Origin of the sequence: Pseudoalteromonas sp. MIP2626, from assembly GCF_013414205.1 — a bacterium.
GTDB lineage: Bacteria > Pseudomonadota > Gammaproteobacteria > Enterobacterales > Alteromonadaceae > Pseudoalteromonas > Pseudoalteromonas nigrifaciens.
Window position 1 is genome coordinate 378,892 of sequence record NZ_JAATTW010000001.1, and the last position, 26,898, is coordinate 405,789.

19 protein-coding genes, 5 tRNA genes and 1 pseudogene are annotated in these 26,898 nt (G+C 39.7%); 17 read left to right on the forward strand and 8 right to left on the reverse strand.

Going from position 1 to position 26,898, the window contains the following annotated elements; all coding sequences use genetic code 11:
• Positions 1 to 176: 176 nt before the first annotated feature.
• Positions 177 to 419 carry a hypothetical protein gene (locus tag HC000_RS01695; RefSeq protein ID WP_011327800.1) on the forward strand — a complete coding sequence of 81 codons (243 nt, stop codon included), beginning with the start codon at positions 177 to 179 and terminating at the stop codon, positions 417 to 419.
• Here HC000_RS01695 and HC000_RS01700 read toward each other — a convergent pair.
• From HC000_RS01700 to HC000_RS01715, 4 genes are all read right to left on the reverse strand, one after another.
• On the reverse strand, positions 414 to 1,454 hold the full coding sequence (locus HC000_RS01700; RefSeq protein ID WP_179806759.1) for a hypothetical protein: 1,041 nt from the start codon (positions 1,452 to 1,454) through the stop codon (positions 414 to 416). The two genes, HC000_RS01695 and HC000_RS01700, sit on opposite strands and share 6 nt — an antisense overlap.
• 308 nt (positions 1,455 to 1,762) lie before the next feature.
• Positions 1,763 to 2,701, reverse strand: a complete 939-nt coding sequence (locus HC000_RS01705; RefSeq protein ID WP_179806760.1) for a class I SAM-dependent methyltransferase — start codon at positions 2,699 to 2,701, stop codon at positions 1,763 to 1,765.
• Between the two features lie 2 nt (positions 2,702 to 2,703).
• Complete coding sequence (gene uvrB, locus HC000_RS01710; RefSeq protein ID WP_179806761.1) at positions 2,704 to 4,698, reverse strand: excinuclease ABC subunit UvrB; 1,995 nt, start codon at positions 4,696 to 4,698, stop codon at positions 2,704 to 2,706.
• Positions 4,695 to 6,071 carry an MATE family efflux transporter gene (locus tag HC000_RS01715; protein ID WP_179806762.1) on the reverse strand — a complete coding sequence of 459 codons (1,377 nt, stop codon included), beginning with the start codon at positions 6,069 to 6,071 and terminating at the stop codon, positions 4,695 to 4,697. Before HC000_RS01715 ends, uvrB begins: the two co-directional genes overlap by 4 nt.
• A gap of 1,049 nt (positions 6,072 to 7,120) precedes the next feature.
• Here HC000_RS01715 and HC000_RS01720 point away from each other — a divergent pair.
• The 15 genes and pseudogenes from HC000_RS01720 (at position 7,121) to HC000_RS01790 (ending at position 20,680) form a co-directional block, all read left to right on the forward strand.
• Positions 7,121 to 7,197: transfer RNA gene (locus HC000_RS01720), tRNA-Asn, on the forward strand.
• A gap of 13 nt (positions 7,198 to 7,210) precedes the next feature.
• Positions 7,211 to 7,287 (forward strand) — tRNA-Asn (locus HC000_RS01725).
• 16 nt (positions 7,288 to 7,303) lie between these two features.
• A tRNA-Asn gene (locus HC000_RS01730) sits at positions 7,304 to 7,380 on the forward strand.
• A gap of 22 nt (positions 7,381 to 7,402) precedes the next feature.
• Positions 7,403 to 7,479: transfer RNA gene (locus HC000_RS01735), tRNA-Asn, on the forward strand.
• A gap of 150 nt (positions 7,480 to 7,629) precedes the next feature.
• A complete protein-coding gene (locus HC000_RS01740) occupies positions 7,630 to 9,573 on the forward strand; it encodes an EAL domain-containing protein (protein WP_179806763.1) in 1,944 nt (647 codons plus the stop codon).
• Between the two features lie 273 nt (positions 9,574 to 9,846).
• Entirely contained in the window at positions 9,847 to 10,428 is a 582-nt protein-coding gene (rsxA, locus tag HC000_RS01745; protein ID WP_011327791.1) for an electron transport complex subunit RsxA, read from the forward strand.
• A 1-nt stretch (position 10,429) separates the two neighbouring features.
• Positions 10,430 to 10,984 (forward strand): electron transport complex subunit RsxB, encoded by a 555-nt coding sequence (rsxB, locus tag HC000_RS01750; RefSeq protein ID WP_058373000.1) that lies wholly within the window; start codon positions 10,430 to 10,432, stop codon positions 10,982 to 10,984.
• An 8-nt stretch (positions 10,985 to 10,992) separates the two neighbouring features.
• Positions 10,993 to 13,413 carry an electron transport complex subunit RsxC gene (gene rsxC / locus HC000_RS01755; protein WP_179806764.1) on the forward strand — a complete coding sequence of 807 codons (2,421 nt, stop codon included), beginning with the start codon at positions 10,993 to 10,995 and terminating at the stop codon, positions 13,411 to 13,413.
• Entirely contained in the window at positions 13,410 to 14,468 is a 1,059-nt protein-coding gene (gene rsxD, locus HC000_RS01760) for an electron transport complex subunit RsxD (protein ID WP_179806765.1), read from the forward strand. The genes rsxC and rsxD overlap by 4 nt, the downstream gene beginning before the upstream one ends.
• Positions 14,465 to 15,106: an electron transport complex subunit RsxG gene (gene rsxG, locus HC000_RS01765; protein WP_179806766.1), complete on the forward strand. Its 642-nt coding sequence runs from the start codon at positions 14,465 to 14,467 to the stop codon at positions 15,104 to 15,106. The genes rsxD and rsxG overlap by 4 nt, the downstream gene beginning before the upstream one ends.
• Positions 15,103 to 15,801, forward strand: a complete 699-nt coding sequence (locus tag HC000_RS01770; protein WP_041454386.1) for an electron transport complex subunit E — start codon at positions 15,103 to 15,105, stop codon at positions 15,799 to 15,801. Before rsxG ends, HC000_RS01770 begins: the two co-directional genes overlap by 4 nt.
• Before the next feature lie 40 nt (positions 15,802 to 15,841).
• Positions 15,842 to 16,477, forward strand: coding sequence for an endonuclease III (nth, locus tag HC000_RS01775; RefSeq protein ID WP_041454385.1), 636 nt, complete (start codon positions 15,842 to 15,844; stop codon positions 16,475 to 16,477).
• 212 nt (positions 16,478 to 16,689) lie between these two features.
• A pseudogene (locus tag HC000_RS01780) lies at positions 16,690 to 16,990 on the forward strand (integrase core domain-containing protein); the annotation flags it as partial.
• A gap of 218 nt (positions 16,991 to 17,208) precedes the next feature.
• Positions 17,209 to 18,258 (forward strand): GGDEF domain-containing protein, encoded by a 1,050-nt coding sequence (locus HC000_RS01785; RefSeq protein ID WP_179806767.1) that lies wholly within the window; start codon positions 17,209 to 17,211, stop codon positions 18,256 to 18,258.
• A 514-nt stretch (positions 18,259 to 18,772) separates the two neighbouring features.
• Positions 18,773 to 20,680 carry an aminotransferase class V-fold PLP-dependent enzyme gene (locus tag HC000_RS01790; RefSeq protein ID WP_179806768.1) on the forward strand — a complete coding sequence of 636 codons (1,908 nt, stop codon included), beginning with the start codon at positions 18,773 to 18,775 and terminating at the stop codon, positions 20,678 to 20,680.
• 232 nt (positions 20,681 to 20,912) lie between these two features.
• On the opposite strand, the gene fbaA is transcribed toward HC000_RS01790, so the two are convergent.
• On the reverse strand, positions 20,913 to 21,995 hold the full coding sequence (gene fbaA, locus HC000_RS01795; protein WP_179806769.1) for a class II fructose-bisphosphate aldolase: 1,083 nt from the start codon (positions 21,993 to 21,995) through the stop codon (positions 20,913 to 20,915).
• Between the two features lie 762 nt (positions 21,996 to 22,757).
• Between fbaA and gloA the strand changes: the two genes are divergently transcribed.
• Positions 22,758 to 23,159 (forward strand): lactoylglutathione lyase, encoded by a 402-nt coding sequence (gloA, locus tag HC000_RS01800; RefSeq protein WP_179806770.1) that lies wholly within the window; start codon positions 22,758 to 22,760, stop codon positions 23,157 to 23,159.
• Positions 23,160 to 23,212: 53 nt separating this feature from the next.
• Here gloA and HC000_RS01805 read toward each other — a convergent pair whose 3' ends face one another.
• From HC000_RS01805 to HC000_RS01815, 3 genes are all read right to left on the reverse strand, one after another.
• Positions 23,213 to 23,479: a DksA/TraR family C4-type zinc finger protein gene (locus HC000_RS01805; RefSeq protein WP_179806771.1), complete on the reverse strand. Its 267-nt coding sequence runs from the start codon at positions 23,477 to 23,479 to the stop codon at positions 23,213 to 23,215.
• A gap of 124 nt (positions 23,480 to 23,603) precedes the next feature.
• On the reverse strand, positions 23,604 to 26,471 hold the full coding sequence (locus tag HC000_RS01810; protein WP_179806772.1) for a pitrilysin family protein: 2,868 nt from the start codon (positions 26,469 to 26,471) through the stop codon (positions 23,604 to 23,606).
• A gap of 193 nt (positions 26,472 to 26,664) precedes the next feature.
• A tRNA-Glu gene (locus tag HC000_RS01815) sits at positions 26,665 to 26,740 on the reverse strand.
• Between the last annotated feature and the right edge of the window lie 158 nt (positions 26,741 to 26,898).

A 26,898-nucleotide genomic window follows, 5' to 3' on the forward strand; every position in this document is an offset into this window, starting at 1 on the left:
CTTAATTAGTTAATACAAGGGGCAAACTCTTTGCTTAATCATTACACAATATAGCCAATGTATAAACTACCAGCACACCGGCAATCAACATTTAGAAAAATAAAGTTACAATTAGGCGCTTTATCGTAAATGTATTACGGTTATACTTTAACCAAAGTAATTAATAGGAAGCGGTTATGTCGGGCACTACCATGATTGTATTAATTGTACTTATATCTGTTGGCTCTGGAGTCATATACGATATGTACAAAAAACATTTAGAATTTAAACACCGTATGCAAAATAATAATAGCGATGCTAATAAGCACCTTGCTGAAGTAAGTGCACAAGTTCAAGCATTAAAAGAGCGTGTGCAAACTCTTGAAACCATAGTTACCGATTCAAGTTTTGACGTAAAACAAGAAATAAATAAGTTATAAATAATTTTCATATAAATGAGCGTTTTCTGGCTGCTCAATACCGTGGGCAGCTAAAAAACCACCAATAACCTGACCGCAGCCTTGTGGTGCTCGGGTGCTATCTATTTCAAAGTTTAATTGGTTAGCGTGCTGCTTGCCCATAGAGCACAAGCCTACCGCGTCTGGCGAACGTATAGCTATACTTAATTCCCCTATTTGCTCGGCTATTACCTGTTTGCTAAAGCGTGCAAAATTTTTATATTTAAAGTGCTCACTTACATACTCATTGCTAATGGCTACCAGCGCTGTAATAAAGCCATGTAAAAAGCTATTTGCCGACGTATCGGTTGTTAAAAATGCTATGGTTTTATTATTAAACTCATTTAATTGGCAATCACTACAGTTAAGCTCAAGCGTATATAAATGCTGCTCACTGGTTATTACTTGATGGTTTTTAAGCTCTATACCCATACCAGCAAATATTAGCCGTTTAGCTACTGATTGAGCGCTCGCTTGATCACTATTATTACTTACCAGCTCAGGGTTTTGCGCCATTAATGACAAGTCGTGGTGGTTATTAAATGGCGTACTTGTTGCCCCTTTATGCGTTAACTGCAACAGCTCTCGCACTTCGTGTTCCCGTGCTATTTTAAGTGCTAAAAATGCAGTTTGAATAAGCTCTGAAGTCGGTAGGTTTTTTTCTACTAGCCAGCGCCTGCCAAATAATAATTTTTTTGCCCGAGTATTATTTGATTCACTGTTTGATTCGCTGGTTGAATTATTTGAATAATTGTCTGGGCTAAGCACTGCCACTTGTAAGTAAAGCTGTTCATTTTGCTGAGCAGCAACCACTCTGAAGTGCGCCGAAAAGTCGATATTTTCAAGCACCGTGTTAACACTTTCAAGTGTGTGTTGGTAGCGTAAAAAATGCTGTGGAACAACCCAATTATTATTTTTTAATTGCACTAAAGGGGCATACGATATTGGCTGCTCGTAACTGTATTGCCATTTTTTATTATTGACGAAAGGTATAGAGTGGGTGTTTTTATTTGGCATAAATTGGTTCGCACATGGCAATGTATTGTCTGTAGCTATTTACGTTATTAACGATGATATTAGATCACTTTTATGTGCAATTCTAAGTGGCTAATATTTAATTAATTAAGCTCTGTGTTTGTGATGATCGGGTGCAGGAATGCCTGCCTTAAAAATAAAACTACCCACTTCCCTCATAAACGCTGTTTTAGGGTAAATAACGCCTTAGTAATAAAAATGGCGCATGTATTAAACATTGCGCCACGGCTCATTTTTTACTGGTAACTATTAACTAAAAACTGGTTATTAATTAATAGTCACAATTTAAGTTAGGCTGCTGTTTGCGACGTTTTATAAACAAGTGCTTTTAAGCTTCTGTCACGGTCTACTTCAATAAAACGCTCTGTAGCAGCTAAACGCTCAACAAACTCAATAGCGCCCTCTGTGTGCTCTGTAATTAAGGCTTTAAAAGCCTCTTCACTAAGCTCTGGGCTGTTAGCGCAAAGTAATAGCTGCGTTGTATCGCTTAATAGCTCAGGTAACCTGCGCAGCACTTTTTGATAGTCTTTCGTTAAAATAAAGCTGCCTTTTTGAAAGCTTGGCGGATCAACAATAATGAGATCAAACGGTGCTGCTTTTTTTAATTTACCAAACGACTTTAAAATATCATGCGGTAAAAAGCTCACCCCTTTATCAAAGCCATTGAGCTGATGATTTTGTTTACCCACTCTAAGCACGCCTTTGCTCATATCCATGTTCATTACATGATCGGCTCCGCCTTGCATTGCCGCCAGCGAAAACCCACAGGTATACGAAAATAAGTTAAGCACTTTTGCCTGTTTACTGTTTGCTTGCACAAACTCACGTCCGCTGCGCATATCAGGAAATATTCCGGTATTTTGGCGGCTGGTTAAATCAACTAAAAAGCCAATACCGTTTTCTTTTACCACATGCTGGCTAGGCAATTGCCCATAAACCAGAGTGTTTTGGCTTTGTACACCCGCGCGTTGCTGATACACAAGAGCAGTAATAAGCTCAGGGTGATGCTGCTGCCCCCATTGCCACAGCACACTGGTTAGTTCGCTCAGCGTTGGCTCATCTATTTCATCATAAGAGACTAAAAACAAACTAGGTGGGTAAAAGTCTAAGTTAATATGGCTCAGCGCTGCTACGCTATGGCCGCGGCCATGAAACACGCGGCACAGCTCGTTTTTTAATAAAGGGGCATTGGCTAATGCGTCAATAAGTGGAGTAAAATTAGGGGTCATAATTAATTTATCAACTGTTGTTGGAGTTCGTGTATTTCATCACGCACTGAGGCTGCTTTTTCAAATTCTAGATCACTGGCGTAAGCGTGCATTTTACTGTCGAGTTGCTTAATTTGCACTGTGATTTCTTTAGCACTAAGTACTTTTTTAGACTCTTTACGAATGAGTCTAAGGTTATCTTTTGACCCTGCTTCTTCGCCTACGTCCATCGAATCTAGAATCTTTTTGGCTAACGAATGTGGTTCAATACCGTGTTCAATATTATAAGCATGTTGAATTTCGCGCCTACGTGCGGTTTCGTCCATCGCCTTAGCCATCGATTTTGTAATTCGGTCACCGTATAAAATTGCGCGCCCTTCTAAATGACGTGCGGCGCGGCCTACGGTTTGAATAATGGAACGCGCTGAGCGTAAAAAGCCTTCTTTATCGGCATCAAGTATTGCTACTAGTGCTACCTCAGGCATATCGAGGCCTTCACGTAGTAAGTTAATACCTACTAACACATCAAACACTCCAGCGCGTAAATCGCGAATAATTTCGACTCGCTCTACGGTGTCTATGTCTGAGTGGAGGTAGCGCACTTTTACATTGTGCTCACTTAAGTAGTCGGTTAAATCCTCCGACATACGTTTGGTTAGCGTGGTAACCAGTACGCGTTCACCTTTTTCAACACTTTTATAAATTTCTGAAAGCAAGTCGTCAACCTGGTCCCCCACTGGGCGCACTTCAATAAGTGGATCAAGCAGTCCTGTTGGACGAATTACTTGCTCTGCAATTGCGCCTACGCAACGATCTAATTCAAAGTCGCCCGGGGTTGCCGATACATAAATTGTTTGTGGCGAAATAGCTTCAAATTCTTCAAAGCGCAGTGGCCGATTATCCATGGCCGATGGCATTCTAAAACCATATTCAACCAGGTTTTCTTTACGGCTTCTGTCGCCTTTGTACATAGCGCCGATTTGCGACACAGTTACATGCGATTCATCAATAATCATTAATGCATCGTCGGGTAAATAATCAAGTAAAGTTGGCGGCGGGTCGCCCGGTGTACGCCCCGATAAGTAACGGCTGTAGTTTTCTATACCCGAGCAATAACCTAGCTCGCGCATCATTTCAATGTCGTACTGCGTACGCTGCGTTACGCGTTGCTCTTCTACTAATTTGTTAGCACTTAATAGCTGCGCTCGGCGATCTTTTAACTCTTCTTGTATTTTTTCGATAGCCCCAAGAATTTTTTCACGCGGGGTTACATAGTGTGTTTTAGGGTAAATAGTGGTGCGCACTATGTGTTTTTCAATTGCGCCAGTAAGGGGGTCAAAAATACTTAAGCGTTCTATTTCGTCATCAAACATCTCTACACGTATTGCAAATGTGCTTGATTCTGCAGGAAATATATCAACCACTTCGCCACGTACTCGGTATGTGCCGCGGCTAAAGTCTACATCGTTACGGGTATATTGTATTTCGGCTAAGCGGCGTAGCATGTCGCGCTGATCCACTTTTTCGCCCACTTTTAAAAGTAGCATCATTTTCATGTATGATTTTGGATCGCCCAAACCATAAATGGCCGACACTGAGGCTACAATAATAGTATCGCGGCGCTCAAGCAGCGCTTTTGTAGCACTTAAACGCATTTGCTCAATGTGCTCGTTAATGGATGCGTCTTTTTCTATAAACGTATCACTAGAAACCACATAGGCTTCTGGCTGGTAATAATCATAATAAGAAACAAAATATTCAACTGCGTTTTTAGGAAAAAACTCTTTCATTTCCCCATAAAGTTGCGCGGCTAAGGTTTTGTTATGTGCCATTATTATGGTTGGACGGTTTAAGTCGTTAATAATGTTAGCCATGGTAAAGGTTTTACCTGTACCGGTAGCACCTAGCAAGGTTTGATGAGCAAGCCCGGCTTCAAGCCCTTCGCATAACTGCGCAATCGCGGTAGGCTGATCTCCCGCAGGCTTAAAGTGTGACTTTAGTTGAAAATGATCGCTCAATGACTGCACTCCTGTAACGATTGACTACTTAATGTTTCAAGCTCTTTCATAAACCATTTATAGGCTACCAAAGCGGTAAATAAGTTACCCACAGCAGCGCCAATAAATAACCCCAATAAGCCAGCAAGTTCGTTGCCTATATACGCAAAGGGTAAATAAAAAATAAATAAGCGAATAACACTTAAAAACAACGCATTCATCGGTTTATGCAAAGCATTAAACGATGAGTTTGATAATATGATCACCCCTTGTAAGCCGTAACTTAATGGGATGGTGTAAATAAATAGTTTTATAACATCAATAACGGCTTGTTCTTTACCAAATAACTGGCTTAACACGCCTGCACTAGCAATTAGTAATATATAAATAATAAACTGCCATACCATTACAAATTTTAATGTACCAATATAAGCGTCTTTCACTCTTGATAATTTACTGGCACCAAAGTTTTGGCTTATAAATGGCGGTAATGTCATCGACAGCGCCAATACCAACAAGCTGGCAATAGATTCTATTTTGCTCCCTACCCCAAATGCAGCAACCGCTTCGGGTCCATGGTGAGCTACTAATGCGGTCATTACCGCCATTGCAACTGGCGTAAGCATATTTGCCCCTGCTGCTGGCAACCCAATTTTTAATATTTTACTAATAGCGCCAATAACCGTTTGCTTACCTGCTTTTAAGCTCAATAAACGTTTTTTTAGTAATATATATAAAATAACGACTACCGCTACCGACCAGGCAATAACACTAGAAATAGCCGCGCCTTCAATACCTAATGCCGGAATTGGTCCAAAGCCAAAAATAAGTATGGGATCGCAAATGGCATTTATTAGCCCTGCCCCACCCATAACTAAGCTAGGGGTTTTAGTGTCGCCGCTGGCACGTAATACCGAGTTGCCAATCATAGGTGTTATTAAACACACGCTGCCTAAAAACCATATATTCATATACTGGTGTATTAGCGGTAATACGTTTTCACCGGCCCCTAATAAGGTAAATATGGGGTCAATAAACACATAACCAAAAAAAGATAATATAAGTACCAAAACCACAGCTACTAATAAAGAAACACTGGCATCAAAACGTGCTTCATTTACTTTGTGGCTGCCCAAGGCTTTTGCTATAACCGCAGAAGTGCCTATGCCCAAGCCAATGGCTAAGCTTATTACCATAAAAGTAACCGGAAATGTAAAGCTCACAGCTGCTAATGGCTCTGTTCCTAATAAGCTAATAAAAAACGTATCAACAATGTTAAACATCATCAAAGACACCAAACCAAATATCATTGGAATGGTCATTTTTTTTAGTGTTGGCGAGATAGGATCATTGAGTAAATCAGGGCGAGTATGTTTTTCTGAAATTACGCGCATAGAATAAGTTGGCCTCTTTTTACTGAGCTAAACATTTTAAAGCATCTGGGCAATTCAAGCCATGCTTTATTGAGTATAGAGAACTAAATACCCAACCAAGGAGTAAAGCTTGATTTTTAAGCCTTAGCGTATAAATTCACCCTGAGAGCGCCAAAAAACAAATATAGATCATTTAAATTACTTTTATAACATTTAATGCTTCATAAATGGTGCATTATCACACAACATATTTTTTTACTTTATCGTCACGAAAAGTTTTACTTATCGTTAGAGTCGCTTTCAGCATCAATTTGTAACGCACTGTTTTTTAATGATTTAAAAAAACATTTTTAAAGACTTGAAATCGTTGCAGCCCCCTAAAATACTGGGGGTACTGAAGTTCATAAAGTTTAATAAACAGAGTTATCCACAGAAACCGTGGATAACTCATTCAAAGCCGCATTTATAAAGGGGTTACGGGGGATCAAATAAAATGCCGTATTAAACTTATCCACGTTACCAATATGAAAACTTTCTTGGGCTTTAATGTAAAGCTTGCTGCTAGCTGCAATCACTGCATTTTTAAGTAACCTAAAGGTGTAAATAATATTATTTAAGCTATTGATTGTGTTGTTTTTGTACAAACCTTTACGGTTGGCTAATTATTAGCTAATACGTAATTAAATAAAGATGTTTTTAATTTTTGCCGTATTCGTTTGTTATAAAATTTAAGTATTAAATCGATTTTAAGCGTTAAATTTTAAAAACCACACTGCCTGTGTAAGCACTTTACGGTAATGTTTTTATAATATTGAGCACTATTTTTAGGTGTAATGGCTGTTTTTTGTATTTTAAATTAAGTAAATACGCCCTTTAATTTAATAATTTTAAAAAACAAAAGTGCTTTTTCATAAAAATCACGCGCTTTAATTTTGGCATTTGTGCTATAAAACGTGCAGATCGAACACAAAAACAACGAATAGAGTTCTTTTTTGTATTTATGATCTTTTATGTGTTGACACTTTGCGGCTGGATCATTAATATTTCGCCCCGTTGAAAGGCAAGACGCTTCCCCCTTAGCTCAGTTGGTTAGAGCGACGGACTGTTAATCCGCAGGTCCCCCGTTCGAGTCGGGGAGGGGGAGCCAAGTTTTTTACGATTCCCCCTTAGCTCAGTTGGTTAGAGCGACGGACTGTTAATCCGCAGGTCCCCCGTTCGAGTCGGGGAGGGGGAGCCAAGTTTATCATAGTAGTTCCCCCTTAGCTCAGTTGGTTAGAGCGACGGACTGTTAATCCGCAGGTCCCCCGTTCGAGTCGGGGAGGGGGAGCCAAGTTTATGTTTATGATAGTAGTTCCCCCTTAGCTCAGTTGGTTAGAGCGACGGACTGTTAATCCGCAGGTCCCCCGTTCGAGTCGGGGAGGGGGAGCCAATAGCTAATAATTCCATAGACATTCCTCTCAATATCTACTACCCTTTCTGATTAATAACTATAGTATATTCACTCAATTTTCGTGTTACGATTAGTTTATAAATCAAGGATTTGATTCCTTCCCTTTCTGACAATTAAAAGATTGAAAAAATGGCAGGCTTTAAAAAACTCATATTAATACAAATACTCTCTTGGTTAGCATGTGTTGCCGTTGGTAGTTATTTTATAGCTATTAGCTTTAATTACACAGTTAACGAAGCGCAAAAGAATGCACAAGCTACAGTTCAAAACTATATAGATGGTTTAACTTTATCTGATATATCAACAAACAATTTTAAACGCGCTATTACTAATAACGATACTTTTGCAAACTTCATCCTTAGAGACAATCAAGGAACTGAAGTATTTAAAGTAACGCACTCCCCTGCACTGCCTTTTATTGCCGAATTTGTACAAACAAACTTTAACTCGGTACGTCCTCAGTTTGTAAGCGGTAGTAATACTGATATAAAAGTAGAATTTACACTTAATGTGCAACGCTTTGCACACTTATTACAAAGCGCGTTTTTTATTATTGTGCTTGTTAGTACTTTTTTAGTCCTTATTCCTATGGCGTTAATGAAGAGCCTTTCTCATAGAGTAAATCAAAGAGTTAGTATGGACGTGGCTGATGTTATCGATGTTTATATAAATCAAAACCAGCTAGATCATGACCTAGAAGTAAGCCTTGACACAAGCAGGCTCAAAAACCAAGGAAAGGGCTTAGTTCCTAGCTTTAATCGCTTATCGCACTTTTTGAAAAGTAAAAATGAAGACCTTCAAAATGCAGCACTCACAATAAAACATCAAGCCTATAAAGACGGCGTAACCGATTTAGGCAATCGGAATATGTTTGTTGAGTATTATGAAAAAAATATAGAAAACAGCGAAAAAAGCACTTTTGGTACACTCGCTTTAATTAGATGTAGTGAACTGCAATCGATTAACCAAACCCGCGGTTATCAAAAAGGTGATGAATACATTAAAGGTGTGGCTGATATTATTAAGCACATTAGTGGCACCTATACTGGTAGCCAAGTATTTAGACTTAACAGCTCTGATTTTGTAGCTATATTACCTAATATACCGCTAAAAGAAGCCGAACGTTTTGGTGAAAACTTACAATCTCGCTTTACTCAGTATCAACAAACCCAAGAGCTTAGCTCAGTAGCTAATACTGGTATTGTTGCTTACGAAAAAGCAAAACCACTTGGTGAACTGCTCTCGGTAGTAGATAACGCCATGAGTATGGCGCAATCAAAACATGCTAACGCTTGGCATGTACAACGCGAAAGCGATTTAATTAATAATGTAAGTGCTGGATTTGGTAATCAAAATTGGCGCAAAGTTATAAATGAAGTAATTGAAGCAAAACGTGTGCATTTAGTAATGCAAAATATTATGCCTTTGGGAAAAAATATTAAAGCGTATGCTGAAATTCAGGTGCGATTTAAAACCGAAGATAATCAAATGCTGCCTACAGCCTCATTTTTAGCCATGGCCGAAAAGCTCGACATGGCTATAGAAATCGACAGGCTAATTATTGACTCTTCACTTGAAAAAATAAAAAGCAGAAACCTTTCAGAAAAGTTTTTTGGTTTAAATGTTACGCCTTCAAGTGCGCACAACGACCAGTTTGTAATTTGGTTAGAACGCCGATTATTAAAAGACACCCATATTGCATCAAAACTTGTTTTTGAAGTAAGCGAGTTTGGACTCCAGCAAAACATTAAAGCGAGTAAACGCTTTATTGACATGATTCATCGCGTTGGTGCTCGCATAACCGTTGAACGCTTTGGTGTTGGCTTAACGTCGTTTAAGTTTTTCCGCGATTTAAAACCAGACTTTATTAAAATGGATGCCAGTTATACCCGCGGCTTAGAAGATGATAAAAACAATCAATATTTTATGCGCTTAATGGTCGACTTAGCACACAGAATTGGTGTGAGTGTTTTTGCTGAAGGGGTCGAAAGCCAAGAAGAAAAGCACATTATAGAAACCCTGTGCTTAGATGGTGTACAAGGTTATTACATAGAAAAACCTAAAGACATTTGATCTAAGGCAGTAGTTAACAAAGTTTAGGTTATTTAATTAATAAAAAGAGCACTTGTTGCTCTTTTTTGCTTTATTTTCACTACCGCCTAGTACTTTAAACCCATACTAAAACCATAACGTTAAGTAAACTCTACAAACAAATTACAGTAATTTTACATCTTCATTATGCGTTAATTATTTTACCTTATTTATTTGACTGATAACTACTCCACATGTTGTTTATCTCGGCAGAAAAATGGATAATGCATTGGATTTTAATAGCGCGAGGCACACATGACAGAATATGTATTGTTATTGATTGGCACTGTTCTGGTTAATAACTTTGTATTGGTACAATTTTTAGGCTTGTGCCCGTTTATGGGGGTGTCGAGTAAACTTGACACGGCTATAGGTATGTCTTTGGCTACCACTTTTGTGCTTACCCTTGCCTCTGTAACCAGCTATTTAGTTAACCAATATATTTTAATACCGCTGGATATTACCTATTTACGCACCATGAGCTTTATTTTAGTAATCGCCGTGGTAGTACAATTTACTGAAATGGTAGTACGTAAAACAAGCCCTACTTTATATCGCTTACTGGGTATATTTTTACCCCTTATAACCACAAACTGTGCTGTATTAGGCGTTGCATTACTTAATATTAAAGAAGATCATTCCTTTTTACAGTCGGCGGTTTATGGTTTTGGTGCCGCAGTTGGTTTTTCGTTAGTACTTGTATTGTTTGCTGCCCTGCGAGAGCGCCTTGCAGCGGCCGATGTTCCTACCCCCTTTAAAGGTGCCTCTATTGCCTTAATTACCGCAGGCTTAATGTCGATGGCGTTTATGGGATTTACCGGATTAGTGAAGTTTTAATATGACCTTGTTTTATGCATTAATAGCACTAGGCTCACTGGCATTAGTCTTTGGCCTAATTTTAGGGTTTGCCGCTATTCGCTTTAGGGTAGAAAGTAACCCTATTGTTGAACAAATTGATACCATTTTACCGCAAACTCAATGCGGCCAATGTGGCTACCCTGGCTGTAGACCATACGCCGAAGCGATTGCCAATGGCGACGAAATAAACAAATGCCCTCCTGGCGGCGAAGCCACCATGAAAAAGCTCGCCGATTTAATGGGCGTTGACCCCAAGCCATTAGCTGGCGGAGAGCAAGCTGAACCAATTAAAACGGTGGCTTATATTCGCGAAGACGAATGCATTGGCTGTACCAAGTGTATACAAGCATGCCCGGTTGACGCCATTGTTGGTGCAACTCGACAAATGCATACTGTATTAATTGATGAATGTACTGGCTGCGATTTATGCGTAGAGCCCTGCCCTGTAGATTGCATTGATATGCTCCCTGTAGCCGAAACTAAACAAAACTGGAAATGGCAGTTAAATGCAATTCCCGTTACACAAATAGATTAGAGGTTTGAGTGGATAAGTTACTTGAACAAATAAAAAAAGGGGTCGTTTGGCCATTCCCTGGCGGCGTTCACCCACCACAACAAAAATCACTCTCTAATAGTGCCAGTATTACTCGCTTGCCACTACCCGACAAACTCGTAGTTGCACTTAAACAGCACATAGGCGCAAACGGTAAACTTATTGTTGAAAAAGGCCAGCACGTTTTAAAAGGCCAAGCTTTAACCATACCTACTGCTAACTGGTCGGTGCCTATGCATGCGCCAACCTCAGGCACAATAACCGACATAAAGTTAATGCCTTCGGCGCACCCTTCTGCCCTGCCTGAGCTGAGTGTAATTATTGAACCCGATGGTAAAGATTTATGGTGCGAGCTTAACCCAATTAAAAACCCAGCAACGCTAAGCCACGATGAACTTATTAATATTATTCATCAAGCGGGCATTAGTGGTATGGGGGGCGCTGGTTTTCCAACTTATGTTAAAGCCGATACCAAGCAACCTATCGAATTTTTAATTATTAATGCGGTTGAGTGTGAACCTTATATAACAGCTGATGACATGCTAATGCGCGAGCATGCCAAGCAAATTGTGCAAGGTATTGAGCTAATGCAACAACTGCTCAATCCTACGTTATGCCTAGTGGGAATAGAGGACAACAAACCAGAAGCGATTGCTGCAATGATACAAGCAGCGGAGCATAACAGCTTAATATTGGTGCAAAAAGTGCCCACTATTTACCCCTCTGGTGGCGAAAAACAGCTTATTAAACTGCTTACTAATCGCGAAGTGCCTAATAATGGTATTCCGGCAGATGTTGGTATACTGGTACATAACACCGGTACTTTATTTGCTATACAACAAGCCGTTTATGAAGGTAAACCCTTAATTGAGCGCGTAGTCACAGTAACGGGTAATACTATTCATAAACCTGGGAATGTATGGGCTTTATTAGGCAGCGAAATAAAGCACTTGCTCGATTGCCAAGGTTTTTCACCTGTACCACAACAACAAGTAATTATGGGCGGCCCAATGATGGGCTTTACCCTGCCAACAATTCGTATTGGCGTGGTAAAAACCACTAACTGTATACTTGCGCCCGATCATAAAGAGCTTGCAGAGCCCGGTCCAGAAAAAGCCTGTATACGCTGTAGCGCCTGTGCAGATGCTTGCCCTGCTTCTTTATTACCTCAGCAATTACAATGGTTTGCTAAGTCAAAAGAATACGACAAACTACAAGAACATAATTTATTTGACTGCATAGAATGCGGTGCATGTGCCTACGTTTGCCCAAGTGAAATACCACTAGTGCAGTATTACCGGGTAGCCAAAGTAGAAATAAAAGAGCAGCAGGCAGAAAAAATTAAAGCAGATCGTGCTAAAGAGCGTTTTGATGCGCGAAAAGAGCGCCTTGATCGCGAACAAGCTGAGCGACAAAATCGCCATAAACGTAAACCTGCAGTTAAAACACCAGACGAAAAACAAAAAGTAGCCGATGCTTTAGCAAGAGTTAAAAGCAAATCAGCTAATAGCGATGAAAAATCAGCCGTAGCCGCTGCTATTGCACGTGCTAAAGCTAAAAAGCAACAAGGCGATGCACTTGAACCTGATAATAGCGAAGTAGCAAAAGAACGCGCATTGCGTAAAGAACAAGCTCGACAATATAAAGAGCAAAAAGCACAAAGTGATGAGCCAGCAAGCCCTGATGATAAAAAATCAGCCGTAGCTGCTGCTATTGCTCGCGCTAAAGCGAAAAAAGCCGCACAACTAGCAGACGCTGAAAATGCCACTGACGATGCGCCGCAAAACAATGCACCTGTTGATGACAAAAAAGCAGCTGTAGCCGCTGCCATAGCTCGCGCTAAAGCGAAAAAAGCCGCGCAACTAGCAGACGCTGAAAATACCACTGACGATACACCGCAAAACGATGCCCCTGTTGATGACAAAAAAGCTGCTGTAGCCGCAGCCATTGCTCGCGCCAAAGCGAAAAAAGCCGCTAAAGCATTAGCCGATGCTGAAAATACAACTGACGATGCGCCGCAAAACGATGCACCCGTTGATGACAAAAAAGCAGCTGTAGCCGCTGCCATTGCTCGCGCTAAAGCGAAAAAGGCCGCTAAAGCGTTAGCCGATGCTGAAAGTACAACTGACGATACACCGCAAAACGATGCGCCCGTAGATGACAAAAAAGCTGCTGTAGCCGCAGCCATTGCTCGCGCCAAAGCGAAAAAGGCCGCTAAAGCGTTAGCCGATGCTGAAAATACAACTGATGATGCGCAAGTAACGAGCGCTGTTGAGAATAACGACGCCGCATCTAGCCCTAAAGCCGACGAGCCTAAAGCGAACGATGACAAGAAAAAAGCCGCAGTAGCTGCTGCTATTGCCCGCACAAAAGCCAAAAAGTCTCAAAAAGAAGGAAATGATCAGTCGTGAAATTAACCATGGCCAGTTCGCCTCACAGCCATAGCCATAAATCGTTAACCCGATTAATGCTTTGCGTTATTGCTGCGTGTATTCCTGGGCTAATTGCTCAGCTCATCTTTTTTGGTACAGGTGTGCTTATTCAGCTCATATTAGCGCTGATTGCTGTAAGTGTATTTGAAGCTGCAGTAATGCTACTTCGCAAACGCCCCGTTTGGCCTGCGTTAAGTGATGGCAGTGCGTGGCTTAGCGCAGTACTACTTGCATTAAGTATTCCGCCATTAGCTCCTTGGTGGATAGTTATTATTGGCTGTTTATTTGCCATCGTTATAGTTAAACAGCTCTATGGTGGTTTAGGGTTTAATTTATTTAACCCTGCTATGGCCGCTTATGTATTATTATTAATTTCGTTTCCGGTACAAATGACCGCGTGGATGCCAATTACCGAGTTATTAAATACTCCGATTGGTTTTACCGAGCAGCTTAAGGTTGTTTTTACCGACTTTACTGCCACCGGTTTTAGTTTAGATCAAGTACGTGCAGGTATAGATGGCATTACTATGGCAACCCCACTGGACACTATTAAAACAGATATTGCTCATGGTTTAACCGTAACCGAAAGCATGCAAAAGCCGATATTTAATGAGTGGGCTGGACATGGATGGGTGTGGGTTAACTTAGGCTTTTTAGCCGGTGGTTTATACCTTTTAAAAGAAAAAATAATTAACTGGCATATCCCAGTAAGTTTTATTGCAAGCTTAGCACTGTGCAGTGGCATAGGTTATATAGCGGCGCCCGGTACAGAGCCCGGTATAATATTTCATCTATTAAGTGGTGCCACTATGATGGCTGCATTTTTTATTGCTACCGATCCGGTGTCGGCTGCCACAACCAATAAAGGGCGCTTAATTTATGGCGCAGCAATTGGCTTATTAGTGTATTTAATTCGCACTTTTGGTGGTTTCCCCGATGCTGTTGCTTTTAGTGTATTACTGCTCAATATTGCTGTTCCCTTAATTGACTACTACACACAGCCGCGCACTTATGGCCACGGAGCAGCAAAATGATACTATCCTCTATGGCTAAAAACGGCGCTATTTTAACTGCTTTTGCATTAGTGACCACAGGGCTGGTTGCCTCTATTAATATGCTTACCGCCGATAAAATAGCAGAGCAAGAGCTATTGCACCTTACTTCGCAATTACAAGAAGTGCTCGACCCGAGTACTTACGACAACGAGCTATCAACAGATTGCGTTATTATTTCAGATGAACGACTAGGCCCTTACGCTAATCAAATAGTTTACCGTGCCCGTAAAAATAATGAACCTGTAGCACTTATTGTAAGGCACGTAACGCCAAGTGGTTACAGTGGTGATATTAACTTACTAACCGCGGTTTTAAGTGACGGTAGTATTGCCGGTGTGCGTACCACTAAGCACGAAGAAACCCCTGGGCTTGGCGATAAAGTAGAAGTTAAAAAATCACCGTGGATCACTACCTTTAAAACGTTAACTGTACAAAGCAGTAGCGATGCACGTTGGGCGGTTAAAAAAGACGGTGGCCAGTTTGATCAATTTACCGGTGCAACCATTACACCTCGCGCTGTGGTTGGCTCGGTAAAAAATGCCGTATTATTTGCTCAAAGTGAATTTGATGCTATTTTTGCAGCACCTAATGCCGAATGTGTAGAGGTAACTAAATGAGTGAATTAAAAACACTATATAAAGACGGTATGTGGGTCAACAACCCTGCCCTAGTACAGCTATTAGGCCTTTGCCCACTGCTTGCTGTTACGTCTACAATTACTAACGCACTTGGCTTAGGGCTGGCTACACTGCTTGTTTTAGTAGGTTCTAACATTAGTGTATCAATAGTGCGAAACTGGGTACCTAAAGATATTCGTATACCGGTATTTGTTATGATTATTGCTGGCTTTGTAACTATAGTGCAGCTATTAATGAACGCTTATACCTATGGCCTTTATCAATCGTTAGGTATTTTTATTCCGTTAATTGTTACTAACTGCGCCATTATTGGTCGCGCTGAAGCATACGCGTCTAAAAACCCAGTTCACTTATCAGCGTTTGATGGGCTAATGATGGGTTTGGGCTTTATGATTGTGCTTGTTGTTTTAGGCGCAATGCGAGAGCTAATTGGGCAAGGCACTTTATTTGATGCCGCCGACTTGTTACTTGGCCCTTGGGCGCAAAGCCTGCGCATTGAAGTATTTAGCTTTGATAATCAATTTTTACTCGCAATTTTACCACCGGGTGCCTTTTTAGGTCTTGGGCTACTTATTGCCGCTAAAAATGTAATTGACGCACAAATAAAGTCAAAACAAGTTACCCCACCAGAGCCTGAAAAAGGCCCTCGTGCTCGTGTTACTAGCTTAACTTAATAGGAAAAGCGCACATTAATAAGGTGTGCGCTTAAGTAATATGAATAAAGAAAAACGCCACCAAATTCTTACTCGCTTACGCGATGATAACCCGCACCCAGAAACCGAGCTTGAATACTCAAGCCCGTTTGAGTTACTTGTCGCTGTAACGCTCTCAGCGCAAGCAACCGATGTAGGCGTTAATAAAGCCACTCGAAAGCTGTTCCCTGTGGCTAACACACCACAAGCCATTTTAGATTTAGGGCACGATACACTTCGAGATTATATAAAAACCATCGGCTTATTTAATTCTAAAGCGGCAAACGTTTATAAAATGTGCCAAATTTTGGTGGATGAACACAACAGCATAGTTCCCGAAAACCGAGAAGCACTAGAAGCCCTACCTGGCGTTGGCCGAAAAACCGCAAACGTAGTACTCAACACAGCCTTTGGCTGGCCTGTAATCGCCGTAGACACGCATATATTTCGTGTTTCTAACCGTACTAAACTCGCCATGGGTAAAGATGTTGTAGCCGTTGAGCAAAAGCTTGAAAAAGTAGTCCCTAAAGAATTTAAGGTTGATGTACACCACTGGCTTATATTGCACGGGCGTTATACTTGCGTGGCGCGCAAACCTAAGTGTGGCAGTTGTATCATCGAAGATTTATGTGAATTTAAAGAAAAGACCGAAGAATAAAAAGCAGCTAATAAGACTCGATTAAATCTGACAGTCCCATGTGTGCCATTAACGGGCCTTCAAGGCGTGAATCTGAAACTTTGTTGGGTGGCGCCTTCGGCTTAACCAACCTACCTTTTAACGTTACTGTACAGGGTAGCCGGATAAGTAGCGAAGCCACGCCATCCGAAAAAAATGATGAGTTTACTAGAAACAGCCCGACTTACCGCGTTATTCATCATTCAGATAGAGGGTTACAATATTGTTCACAGGTTTATCAAACAGTGTTGGATAATAGTGGTATTACCCTCAGCTGATGATTGCTATCAAAATGCACTGGCAGAGAGAATTAATGGTATATTGAAACAAGAATGTTTATTGTATAAATGTCGTAATATTGAAGATTTAAAGCAACTCGTTGTAGAATCGATATTCATATACAATGGAATACGACCACATTTAAGTTTGGGAATGAAAACCCCAAGCAAAGTGCACAAAAAAGGCCAGGAGCAAAAACTACTAGTCTTTAATTAAAACCGTCAACCTATTTCAGGTCGGAACAGAAGCAACTTCCATAATTTATTTTAGCTTATTATATTCTGGTCAATTCGAATAGATCTATTTAATATACATTAAATGTAAGCGCTTTCATCGTGCGATATTTAGCGCCGATTCATGTACTAAATTGATTAGCTCAATGTTTTCACGCAAAGTAAAAAATGGAATTATATATTGTCAAAAGGGATAAGAATATGATAAGCAATCTTGAAATCTACTCAGCTTTATCGGAACGAAAATTTATACTTAAATTATTCGCCATTGTTGGGCTTATAACAACAGCTTTAATGTCGGTTATCGCTTTTTTAAATACAGAATATTTATTATTTTTTATTCTTCTAATATCGTCTTTGTTTTTTGCCTCTTCCTTGCTATTTATTTCTCCGTTGTTTACTCCTGAAAAAGAACAAGTATCCGCTGCAATAATTTTATACACCCTCTATATTTTAATGTTTTATTTGGTTGTTACAGGTGGAGTTGATGGAACAGGCCCTATTTGGATATTTATTGTTTCACCGGTAACTTTTTTCATCAGTGGATTAAGGGTAGGCATAATTAATATTATTGTGTTTATCATTGGTGTCATACTTGCTTTTACTTTAAATAGTTATTTGGATTTTTATGACTATAGCTCACCTAAATATGTATTAAGAATTACCTTTTCTTTTGCCATAGTGGCATTGTTAAGTGGCTTTTATGAATTATTTAGAGAAACACATATCAAAAAATTAACTTTATTAGCTAAAAAAAATGAAGAACTAGCAACAACAGACCCTTTAACAAATTTACCTAACCGACGACACGCTATGAAAGAACTAGCTTCTAAAAGCGCTATTGCGAAAAATGATAAGGATGGTGTTGCAATCATTCTTGTTGATATTGATGACTTTAAAAAAACAAACGATCAGTATGGGCATCAGGTCGGCGATGAAGCACTTAAATATATAGCTAATATTTTCAATAAAACGTGTCGTAGCAGCGATATAGTTTCACGTTGGGGCGGTGAAGAGTTTTTAATTGTTTTAGAGAACACAAATAAAGAGGGCGCGTTCAAATTGGTTGAAAAAATTCATAATACACTGAAGTCATCACCGATGGTTATTGATAATAAAACAGTATATTTTACGATTAGTGCCGGTATTAAAGAAATATTAATAACGGAAACACTGGATGCTGCCATCAAGGAGGCTGATATGAATTTATATAAAGCAAAAGGTAACGGAAAAAACCAAACCGTTTATTAAGAATAAGGTTCTGATATTGTAAATGAAACTACCTTACTTTAGTAAAAAGCACATAACGCTTTGCTCACCGGTAAATTGGGAGCGAAGCGAGTAATTTATCCGAGTGGAGTGACTTGTTATACGGCTCTTACACTATTTACAATAATTTAATTCATGGGTTTTTGTTAGGAAAAACCACAGTGTCCTGAAAATCAATGTGACCAATGGGGGGCAAATCTTGAATTCATACATCATAAATTTATCACTGTCCGCTTCTCGCTCATAGCTGTAAGTCAGATATGAGCTACTTCAACTCAATAATTAATGCGCATTCCAGTATTACTTTTTGTTTATTAAAGTAGGTGCCTGACTTTAGTCACCTTTGATTTTTCATACCTTGTAAGTCAATTTAAATAAAATCTATTTATTCGTGATTTTGCGTAATTATTGGCGCATTTTCAAACTATTAATTTCACAAGTATCAATCCTTTGGTTATGCTACTAAACATTATGAAATTTTATTGCGAAAACGCCTATGTTACCTTTACTTCGTATCTTGTTAATTGAACAAGACCCTATCATCTTGCAAGAGCTTTCTACGAATCTGTCGAAAACGATCCCTAACTTTGAGCGAAATGATGTTCATATCGACATAATTGAATGTCTTGATCTGAAGCAAGCGTTGGAATATGTAGAGGAAGATGGTGATATTCAAGCTGTTGTTCTCAGTTGGGATGTACACAACAAGGGCGAGCGAACATATAGTCGCTTTATCGAGCAGTTAAAAGGGATCCGTATCGAGTTGCCTGTATATGTTATCGGCGACGACACTAAAGGGTTAGAAATAGTCAACGAGTCGGGGGAAATTGAGTCTTTCTTTTTTAAAGATGAGGTGATTTCTGACCCTGAAGCAATTTTAGGTTATATGATCAACGACTTCGATGATCGAGGAGAAACCCCATTCTGGACGGCATATCGCCGTTATGTTGGCGAAGCAAACGATTCATGGCACACGCCTGGCCATAGCGGCGGTTCTAGCTTTAGAAACTCTCCTTATATCAAAGATTTTTATCAGTTTTATGGCCGCAATGTATTTGTTGGCGACCTGTCGGTTTCAGTCGATTCGTTAGGTTCATTGTCAGACAGTACCAATACCATTGGCCGTGCTCAAGAATCAGCAGCGGCAACGTTTGAAGTTAAGCATACCTATTTCGTTACGAACGGTTCATCTACCTCAAATAAAATCATTTTACAGACCCTGCTGCGCAAGGGCGATAAAGTAATCATCGATCGAAATTGTCATAAGTCTGTGCACTATGGCATATTGCAATCAGCTAGTTTTCCTATTTATTTATCGAGTATTTTAAATCCTAAATATGGGATTTTTGCGCCACCTTCGTTGGCCGACATAAAGCAGGCGATCGAGCAAAATACCGATGCAAAATTGCTGGTTCTCACTGGTTGCACTTACGATGGCTTACTTAGCGATCTGAAACAAGTGGTAGCTTTTGCCCATCAACATGGTATTAAAGTGTTTATTGACGAAGCGTGGTTTGCTTACTCCCTTTTTCATCCCAGCTTACGCTATTATTCTGCCATTCATGCTGGGGCTGACTATATCACCCATTCTGCGCATAAAGTGGTATCGGCGTTTTCTCAGGCGTCTTATATTCATATTAACGATCCTGATTTTGATGCCGATTTTTTTCGAGAGATTTACAGTATTTACGCCAGCACATCGCCGAAGTATCAGCTTATAGCGTCGCTTGACGTGTGCCAAAAGCAGTTAGAAATGGAAGGCTATAAGCTGCTCAATGCCTTGTTAAAACATGTGGAAGAATTTAAACAACAAATGGCCTCGCTCAACCATATTAAAGTGCTTGGTAAGCAAGACTTTATGGAAATATTCCCGCATTTTAGCGGAGACAATATGGGCCATGATCCACTAAAAATTCTCATCGATATTAGTCAATTGCCTTATTCATTAAAGGATATTCATAAATTCCTGCTGGATGAAATTGGGCTAGAAATAGAAAAATACACCCACAGCACTATCTTGGTTTTACTTACGCTTGGAGGCACACGCTCGAAGATCATTCGTCTGTACAATGCATTAAAAAAACTCGACAGCGGTAAGGTGAAGCTCTCAACATCGACGCGTCGCTCCCGCTTGCCGGAGAATTTGCCTGCCATTGACCTAGCTTGTATTCCAAGCGATGCTTTTTATGGTGAGCGTGAATCTGTGCCTATTAGCAAAAGCAACAACCGCATTTGTGCCGGTTTAGTTACGCCATATCCACCTGGCATCCCACTGTTGGTTCCGGGGCAGCATATCACTGAAGATCATATTGAGTATCTCAAAGAGTTAGCGGGACAAGGATTGACGATTCAGGGAAGCTTCGATGGCGAGATCTATGTTCTTAAAGGCAAGGTTAAGAAGTAAGGCATTTTTTGGTTATAGTCTTTATACTGGGCAGCAGTGTCGCTAGGCATTGCTGCTGTATAAAGCGTTATTGAGATAATTTTTGAATTACTATTTTAATGCTTAGCTGTATTTTATTTAGCGAGTAAATAATTTAGCCATAGAAAATAGTGTTATTAATATTAAAAGGCTCAACAGATCTGTTGAGCCTAAAACACCTGGTAACTCTGCTTAGCTTACTAACAAGCTATTTTTATGAGCTGTACCGATTTACACAATTTAGATCGTTAAAACACTGCTCTAGTCTTGCAGCCATATGTTGCTCTGTATGACGAAGCCATACGCGAGGGTCATAATATTTTTTATTAGGCTTGTCGTCCCCATCTGGGTTACCAATTTGCCCTTGTAAATACGCTTGTTTGTCTTGGTAATAACTTAAAATACCGTTCCAACACGCCCACTGCGTATCTGTATCGATATTCATTTTTACTACGCCGTATGTTAACGACTCTGCAATTTTATCGTACTCAGAGCCACTACCGCCATGAAACACAAAATTGATTGCGTTATGCTCTAAGCCAAATTGTTTTGCTACATAGGCCTGTGAGTCTTTTAATATAGTAGGAGTAAGCACAACATTACCCGGTTTATATACCCCATGAACATTGCCAAATGACGCCGCTATAATAAAGTTTGGACTAATACGACTTAAGCGCTCGTAAGCGTAAGCTACATCTTCTGGTTGAGTATAAAGCGCAGAGCTATCGAGATGTGAGTTATCTACCCCGTCTTCTTCACCACCGGTACACCCTAGTTCAATTTCCAGGGTCATGCCTATTTTTGCCATGCGCGCTAAGTAACGTTCACATATTTCAATGTTTTCTTCTAAAGATTCTTCTGAAAGATCGATCATGTGCGAACTAAAAAGCGGCTTGCCAGTAAGTGCAAAATGCTGCTCGCCTTCATCTAATAAACCATCAATCCAAGGTAGTAATTTTTTTGAAGCATGATCGGTATGCAGCATAACCGCTACACCATAATGCTTAGCAACAGAATGAACATACTTAGCAGCACTAACCGCGCCAAGTACAGCCCCTTGGTGCTCAGGTAGCGACAGGCCCTTACCACAAAAAAACTGCGCTCCACCATTTGAAAGTTGAATGATAACCGGTGACTTCATTGTTTGCGCGGCTTCAAGAGTTGCATTTATAGACGAGGTACTAACAACGTTAACTGCAGGTAATGCATATTGATTTGTACGGGCATGCTTATATACCGCACTAACTTCATCGCCAACTATAACGCCGGGTTGAATAGTTGTAGCTAAATAATTCATTATTGGTTCCTTACTGTTTTAAAGCTTTTATACAAGCATCTGTAATTGCTCGCCAGTTTTGTTGCTCTACTCACCCTTTTTAGCAACGCCTGTTACGGCAAAAACTAACAGAGCAAAAAAATACAGCCGATAAAAAATCAATACCATCACACAAAGATGGCGCAAAGTGTTTTTGCTCATCAAAGCTGTATTTTAACGCCATAATATCACGGTATTAAAAACATCGGGTAATACAGGCACATTACAGTTAACAAGTTCGCTGAGTGATTTTGGTTAAGTAGCAGTTGTACCTATAAAATCGGTACCCACTGCACATACTTGCTCTAGTATAGCTGTATTTATGACTGTACCTGTACCTACTTTAAGCTTCACCAGGTGTTTTTATTGCTTTTAATACCTCAACTAAGCTTGCGCCTTAGTAGAAACAGAGCAATTAGATTCTGCACGCTAAATAAATGCCATAGTGAAGTTGTTTAAGAGGTTGTGCAACCTAGATGTATTGCAAATCTATATGAAAGCCATAGAATGTGCATCAAGACTTACTACTGTTATATTTTGAGGCCTGCGCTGAATACACAATTATATTTTGAGTCTCAAATTGCAGTGCTTTACTTTGTGTATTGCCAAAGTAGTTGCTAAGCAAACAGGAGATATATTATAAAAATGAGTTTTAGCTTACTTTTATAATAAGCGCTATTTTGCGCAGCCTTAGCCATGTTGTAACAGTATTTTTAAATTTAAAGACAATCCAAGGGTGCTTAAATGCGTTTATTACACACTATGTTACGTGTTGCTGATTTAGAAAAATCAATCGAATTTTATACCAAAGTACTTGGGATGAAAGAGTTACGCCGTGCAGATAACGAAGAATATCGTTATACCTTAGCCTTTGTTGGTTACGGAGACGAAAAAGACAATACGGTATTAGAGCTAACCTATAACTGGGATCAAGACAGTTACGACTTAGGCAATGCTTATGGACATATTGCAATTGAGTTTGACGATATTTACCAAACCTGCGCCGATATTAAAGCAGCCGGTGGTAATGTGAGTCGTGAGCCTGGCCCGGTAAAAGGCGGCAGCACTGAAATTGCTTTTGTAAAAGACCCCGATGGCTATGCAATTGAGCTTATTCAGAAAAAAGAAGATATGACTCGTTTTTAAATTTGTATCTAAACAAGTATTTTTAAATTAAAAAAGGTGCTTTAGCACCTTTTTTAGCGCAGTTGACTGTCTTTACTACCTCGGCGATTAAAAGCTCCTGCTGTTGCGCTCTTACCTTCTATTGCTTGCTGGCATGTAACGCAATAGCGAACACCGGGTAACGCCAATCTACGCGCTTGAGGGATAGCAGCATCACATTCTTCGCACAACTCAGCACTTGAGCCTGAAGCCAAATTACTGCGAGCGTACTGAACAGCATCGTTAACACTTGCGTCTATTTGATCTTGAACTGCACCTTCTCGTGCCCATCCACTTGCCATATATAACCTCCTAATGAGTTGGACGTTTATATTTATAATAGCTATTAACAGCTTTATTGGCACTGAATAGAACAAAAAAGCCGCTTTTAGCGGCTTTTTGTTTTTAATCGATTAATCTTAACAGTTATAAACTGTAATCAATCACCTGCATGCCTAACTTTTCAAGCTCAGGGCGCAATGTTTTGGCATCACCAACAACTAAATAAACCATCTCTTTAGTGTTTAAATGTTTTTTAGCTAAGGCGTTAACTTCTCCTTTGCTGATACTACTAACAATTTCATTTCTTTCTTTTACAAAGCTAGGTTTTAAATCAAACTCTAATATTTGTGCTAAAAAGCCAAGTTTTGCATTAGGTGTTTCGTATTTAAGCGCATCTTTTTGATTAATAGCTTTGCGCATAAACATAAGCTCTTCGTCTGTTACACCATTTTGAGCATAATTATTAAGCTCGTTGGTAAACTCTGTAATAGACGCAGCAGTCGAATCTGCTCTTACTGCTGCAGAGGCAGTAAAGCCACCAGATATTTTATCACCCCAAAAATGAGAGCGAGCACCATAAGTGTAGCCTTTATCTTCGCGTAAATTTAGATTAATACGACTGTTAAACGTGCCACCCAGTGCAAAGTTCATTAAATTAGCTTTAAAAAACTCACCGGTAATATCTTCAACCATGCCACGCTTACCAATACGAATTTCTGATTGCGGTGCGCCAGGTTTATCTACAAGATAAATTACGTTTGTTTGTACTTTTGGCTCAGAAAAATCCAAATCAACGCTTGAACCTTTGCCCTGCCAGTTTGTAAGTGCCGCTTTAATTTTAGGTTCAATTGTTGATTCTTTTAAATCAGAAACAATAATAACTTGAGCACCCTGCGGTTTAAAATTTGCATTATAAAAAGCTTTAACATCATCGAGCGTAATGGCTTCTATACTTTCAACAGTACCACTACCTGGTAGTGAAGCTATGTTATTTCCGTATAGTAATTTGCTATACGTATTAGAGGCTAAATACCCAGCATCCTTCATTGAATGTTGAATATTTTGAATGATTTGCTTTTTATTACGCTCAAAGTCATCTGCATTAAATGCCGGTTTAAATAACTTTTCTTCTACAAGCTTTAATGTTGCATCTAGATTTTTAGTTAAGCTAGAAACATATACATTTGTATGTGTTTTATCAGTGTATATGCTTACTTGGCTACCCAACTTTTCAAGCGCGTTACTCATTTGCTCTGTGGTGTAGTTTTGCGTAGCCTCACTCATTAACGATGCGGTCATTGACGATAAACCCACTTTACTCGCTTGTTCATTATACAAGCCACCCGGAACTTTAATGAAAATAGCAGTCGTTGGCGTTTCTGTACTTTGAGTACCTAATATTTTAATACCGTTTGCAGTATTAGCTTGCCAAAGTGCAGGCACATCCACAGCAGGATTTGTACCTGCTACTGGATGTACACTTCGATCAAACGTATCAACAGCTCTTCTCGCTACTAAATCATCAGCAGAGGTTGTAGACGGGCCACCAAAATCATGCGTTTTAGGTGTGAAATTATCTGGAGCTGCTATTAGCTGAGTTTGCCCTTCTGGCACAACACTCATAATAACGGCAGGTTTACCTTTGATATATTGATTAAAAACACGCATAACATCGGCTTTTGTAACCTTGTTATAACGTGTAATTTCATCTTTAGCTGAGTTTGGGTTACCTGTAAACGTTTCAGATGCGGCTAGTTGAGAGACTTTTCCTGATACACTTTGCAGACCAAAAATAGCACCTGATTCTATTTTAGCTTTTACTTTATCTAAATCGTCTTGTGTAACACCACGTTTTTCAAATTCTACAAATGAATCACGAATGATTTTTTCCATATCAGCTAACGTTTTTCCTGCTGTTGGATTAGGTAAAGCATAAATACTAATTGAACACGCTAACTCTTGGCATGGATGGTTTGCACTTGCTTGAACTGCAAGCTGGTTTTTAACTAGATTTTTGTATAGTAATGAATTGTTCCCCCCACCTAATATTTCTGCAAGTATATCCAGTGGTGCTTCATCTTCAGAGCGAGCGTAAGTAGTTGGGAAACTCATACTTAATAAAGGTAAATGTACCTTATCTTCCATTGAAATATATCTATCAGCATTGAGTGTTACAGCTGTTTTTTCTACTGTAGGGATTTCAGGGCCTTTTGGAATTGGTGCAAAGTATTTAGTAACTAATGGCAGTATTTCATTAGCGTTGATATCGCCACCAATAGTAAGCGTTGCATTATTAGGACCATACCACTTTAAAAAGAATGCTTTTAAGTCATTCACGTTTACGCGATTTAAATCATCCATAAAACCAATTACAGGCCAAGAATACGGATGCCCATCTGGGTACATTGCTTGTGCTATACGCTCACCTAAGCGACCATAGGGACGATTATCAACACGTTGACCGCGCTCATTTTTTACCGTTTCGCGTTGTACTTCAAATTTTTCTTGGGTTACAGCATCGAGTAAAAAGCCCATTCGATCGGCTTCTAGCCACAACATTTTTTCTAGTTGATTTACTGGTACTGTTTCAAAATAATTTGTTCTATCTGAGTTAGTTGTACCATTTAAAGTACCACCTGCTTCAGAGATTATTTTAAAATGCTCTTCATCAGCAACATTCTCTGAGCCTTGAAACATCATATGCTCAAAAAAGTGAGCAAAGCCTGACTTACCCAACTCTTCGCGTGCAGAACCAACATGGTAAGTTACATCTACATGTACTAAGGGATCTGAATGATCCTCATGCACAATTACAGTTAAACCGTTATCTAGTTTATATTTTTTATACGGTATGTTGATTTCACCTGCGTTTGATTTCACTAATTCAATAAGTGTAACGCCTGGGATTGATGCTTCTGTAATAATATTTTTATCAACAGCTTGAGTTGAGCTATTACATGCAACTAACCCTGATGCAAGTAAAACAGCAAGTGCAATTTTTGTGAGTTTCATTTTTTAGTCCATATTTAAATTAACTCAATGAGTTTAAAGACTAATTAAAAGTACAACAAGGAATATGGAGCGATTATAGGTTTGGTTTTGTAACTAAGTGTAAATAGATTGATATAAAAATGAAGTATGAAATGAGGATATTAATTTGTAGCTTTATTCTGATAACACTGCACTCCCTATTAAAATAAGTAAGTGGCGTCCCCAAGGGGATTCGAACCCCTGTTACCGCCGTGAAAGGGCGGTGTCCTAGGCCTCTAGACGATGGGGACACATAAATGTGTCACTAGGACAACTGAATTTTTAGACTTGTTTCAGGCAAGCTTTCTTAATAACACTGCACTTCCCTATTAAAAATAAGTAAGTGGCGTCCCCAAGGGGATTCGAACCCCTGTTACCGCCGTGAAAGGGCGGTGTCCTAGGCCTCTAG

Coding starts and splice junctions, on each gene's coding strand:
- HC000_RS01700 (WP_179806759.1), bottom strand. CDS start 1,454: ATGCCAAATAAAAACACCCACTCTATACCTTTCGTCAATAATAAAAAA.
- fbaA (WP_179806769.1), bottom strand. CDS start 21,995: ATGAATTATTTAGCTACAACTATTCAACCCGGCGTTATAGTTGGCGAT.
- HC000_RS01790 (WP_179806768.1), top strand. CDS start 18,773: ATGTTACCTTTACTTCGTATCTTGTTAATTGAACAAGACCCTATCATC.
- rsxB (WP_058373000.1), top strand. CDS start 10,430: ATGACCTTGTTTTATGCATTAATAGCACTAGGCTCACTGGCATTAGTC.
- HC000_RS01810 (WP_179806772.1), bottom strand. CDS start 26,471: ATGAAACTCACAAAAATTGCACTTGCTGTTTTACTTGCATCAGGGTTA.
- gloA (WP_179806770.1), top strand. CDS start 22,758: ATGCGTTTATTACACACTATGTTACGTGTTGCTGATTTAGAAAAATCA.
- rsxA (WP_011327791.1), top strand. CDS start 9,847: ATGACAGAATATGTATTGTTATTGATTGGCACTGTTCTGGTTAATAAC.
- rsxG (WP_179806766.1), top strand. CDS start 14,465: ATGATACTATCCTCTATGGCTAAAAACGGCGCTATTTTAACTGCTTTT.
- nth (WP_041454385.1), top strand. CDS start 15,842: ATGAATAAAGAAAAACGCCACCAAATTCTTACTCGCTTACGCGATGAT.
- HC000_RS01805 (WP_179806771.1), bottom strand. CDS start 23,479: ATGGCAAGTGGATGGGCACGAGAAGGTGCAGTTCAAGATCAAATAGAC.
- HC000_RS01715 (WP_179806762.1), bottom strand. CDS start 6,071: ATGCGCGTAATTTCAGAAAAACATACTCGCCCTGATTTACTCAATGAT.
- HC000_RS01770 (WP_041454386.1), top strand. CDS start 15,103: ATGAGTGAATTAAAAACACTATATAAAGACGGTATGTGGGTCAACAAC.
- HC000_RS01785 (WP_179806767.1), top strand. CDS start 17,209: ATGATAAGCAATCTTGAAATCTACTCAGCTTTATCGGAACGAAAATTT.
- HC000_RS01695 (WP_011327800.1), top strand. CDS start 177: ATGTCGGGCACTACCATGATTGTATTAATTGTACTTATATCTGTTGGC.
- HC000_RS01705 (WP_179806760.1), bottom strand. CDS start 2,701: ATGACCCCTAATTTTACTCCACTTATTGACGCATTAGCCAATGCCCCT.
- HC000_RS01740 (WP_179806763.1), top strand. CDS start 7,630: ATGGCAGGCTTTAAAAAACTCATATTAATACAAATACTCTCTTGGTTA.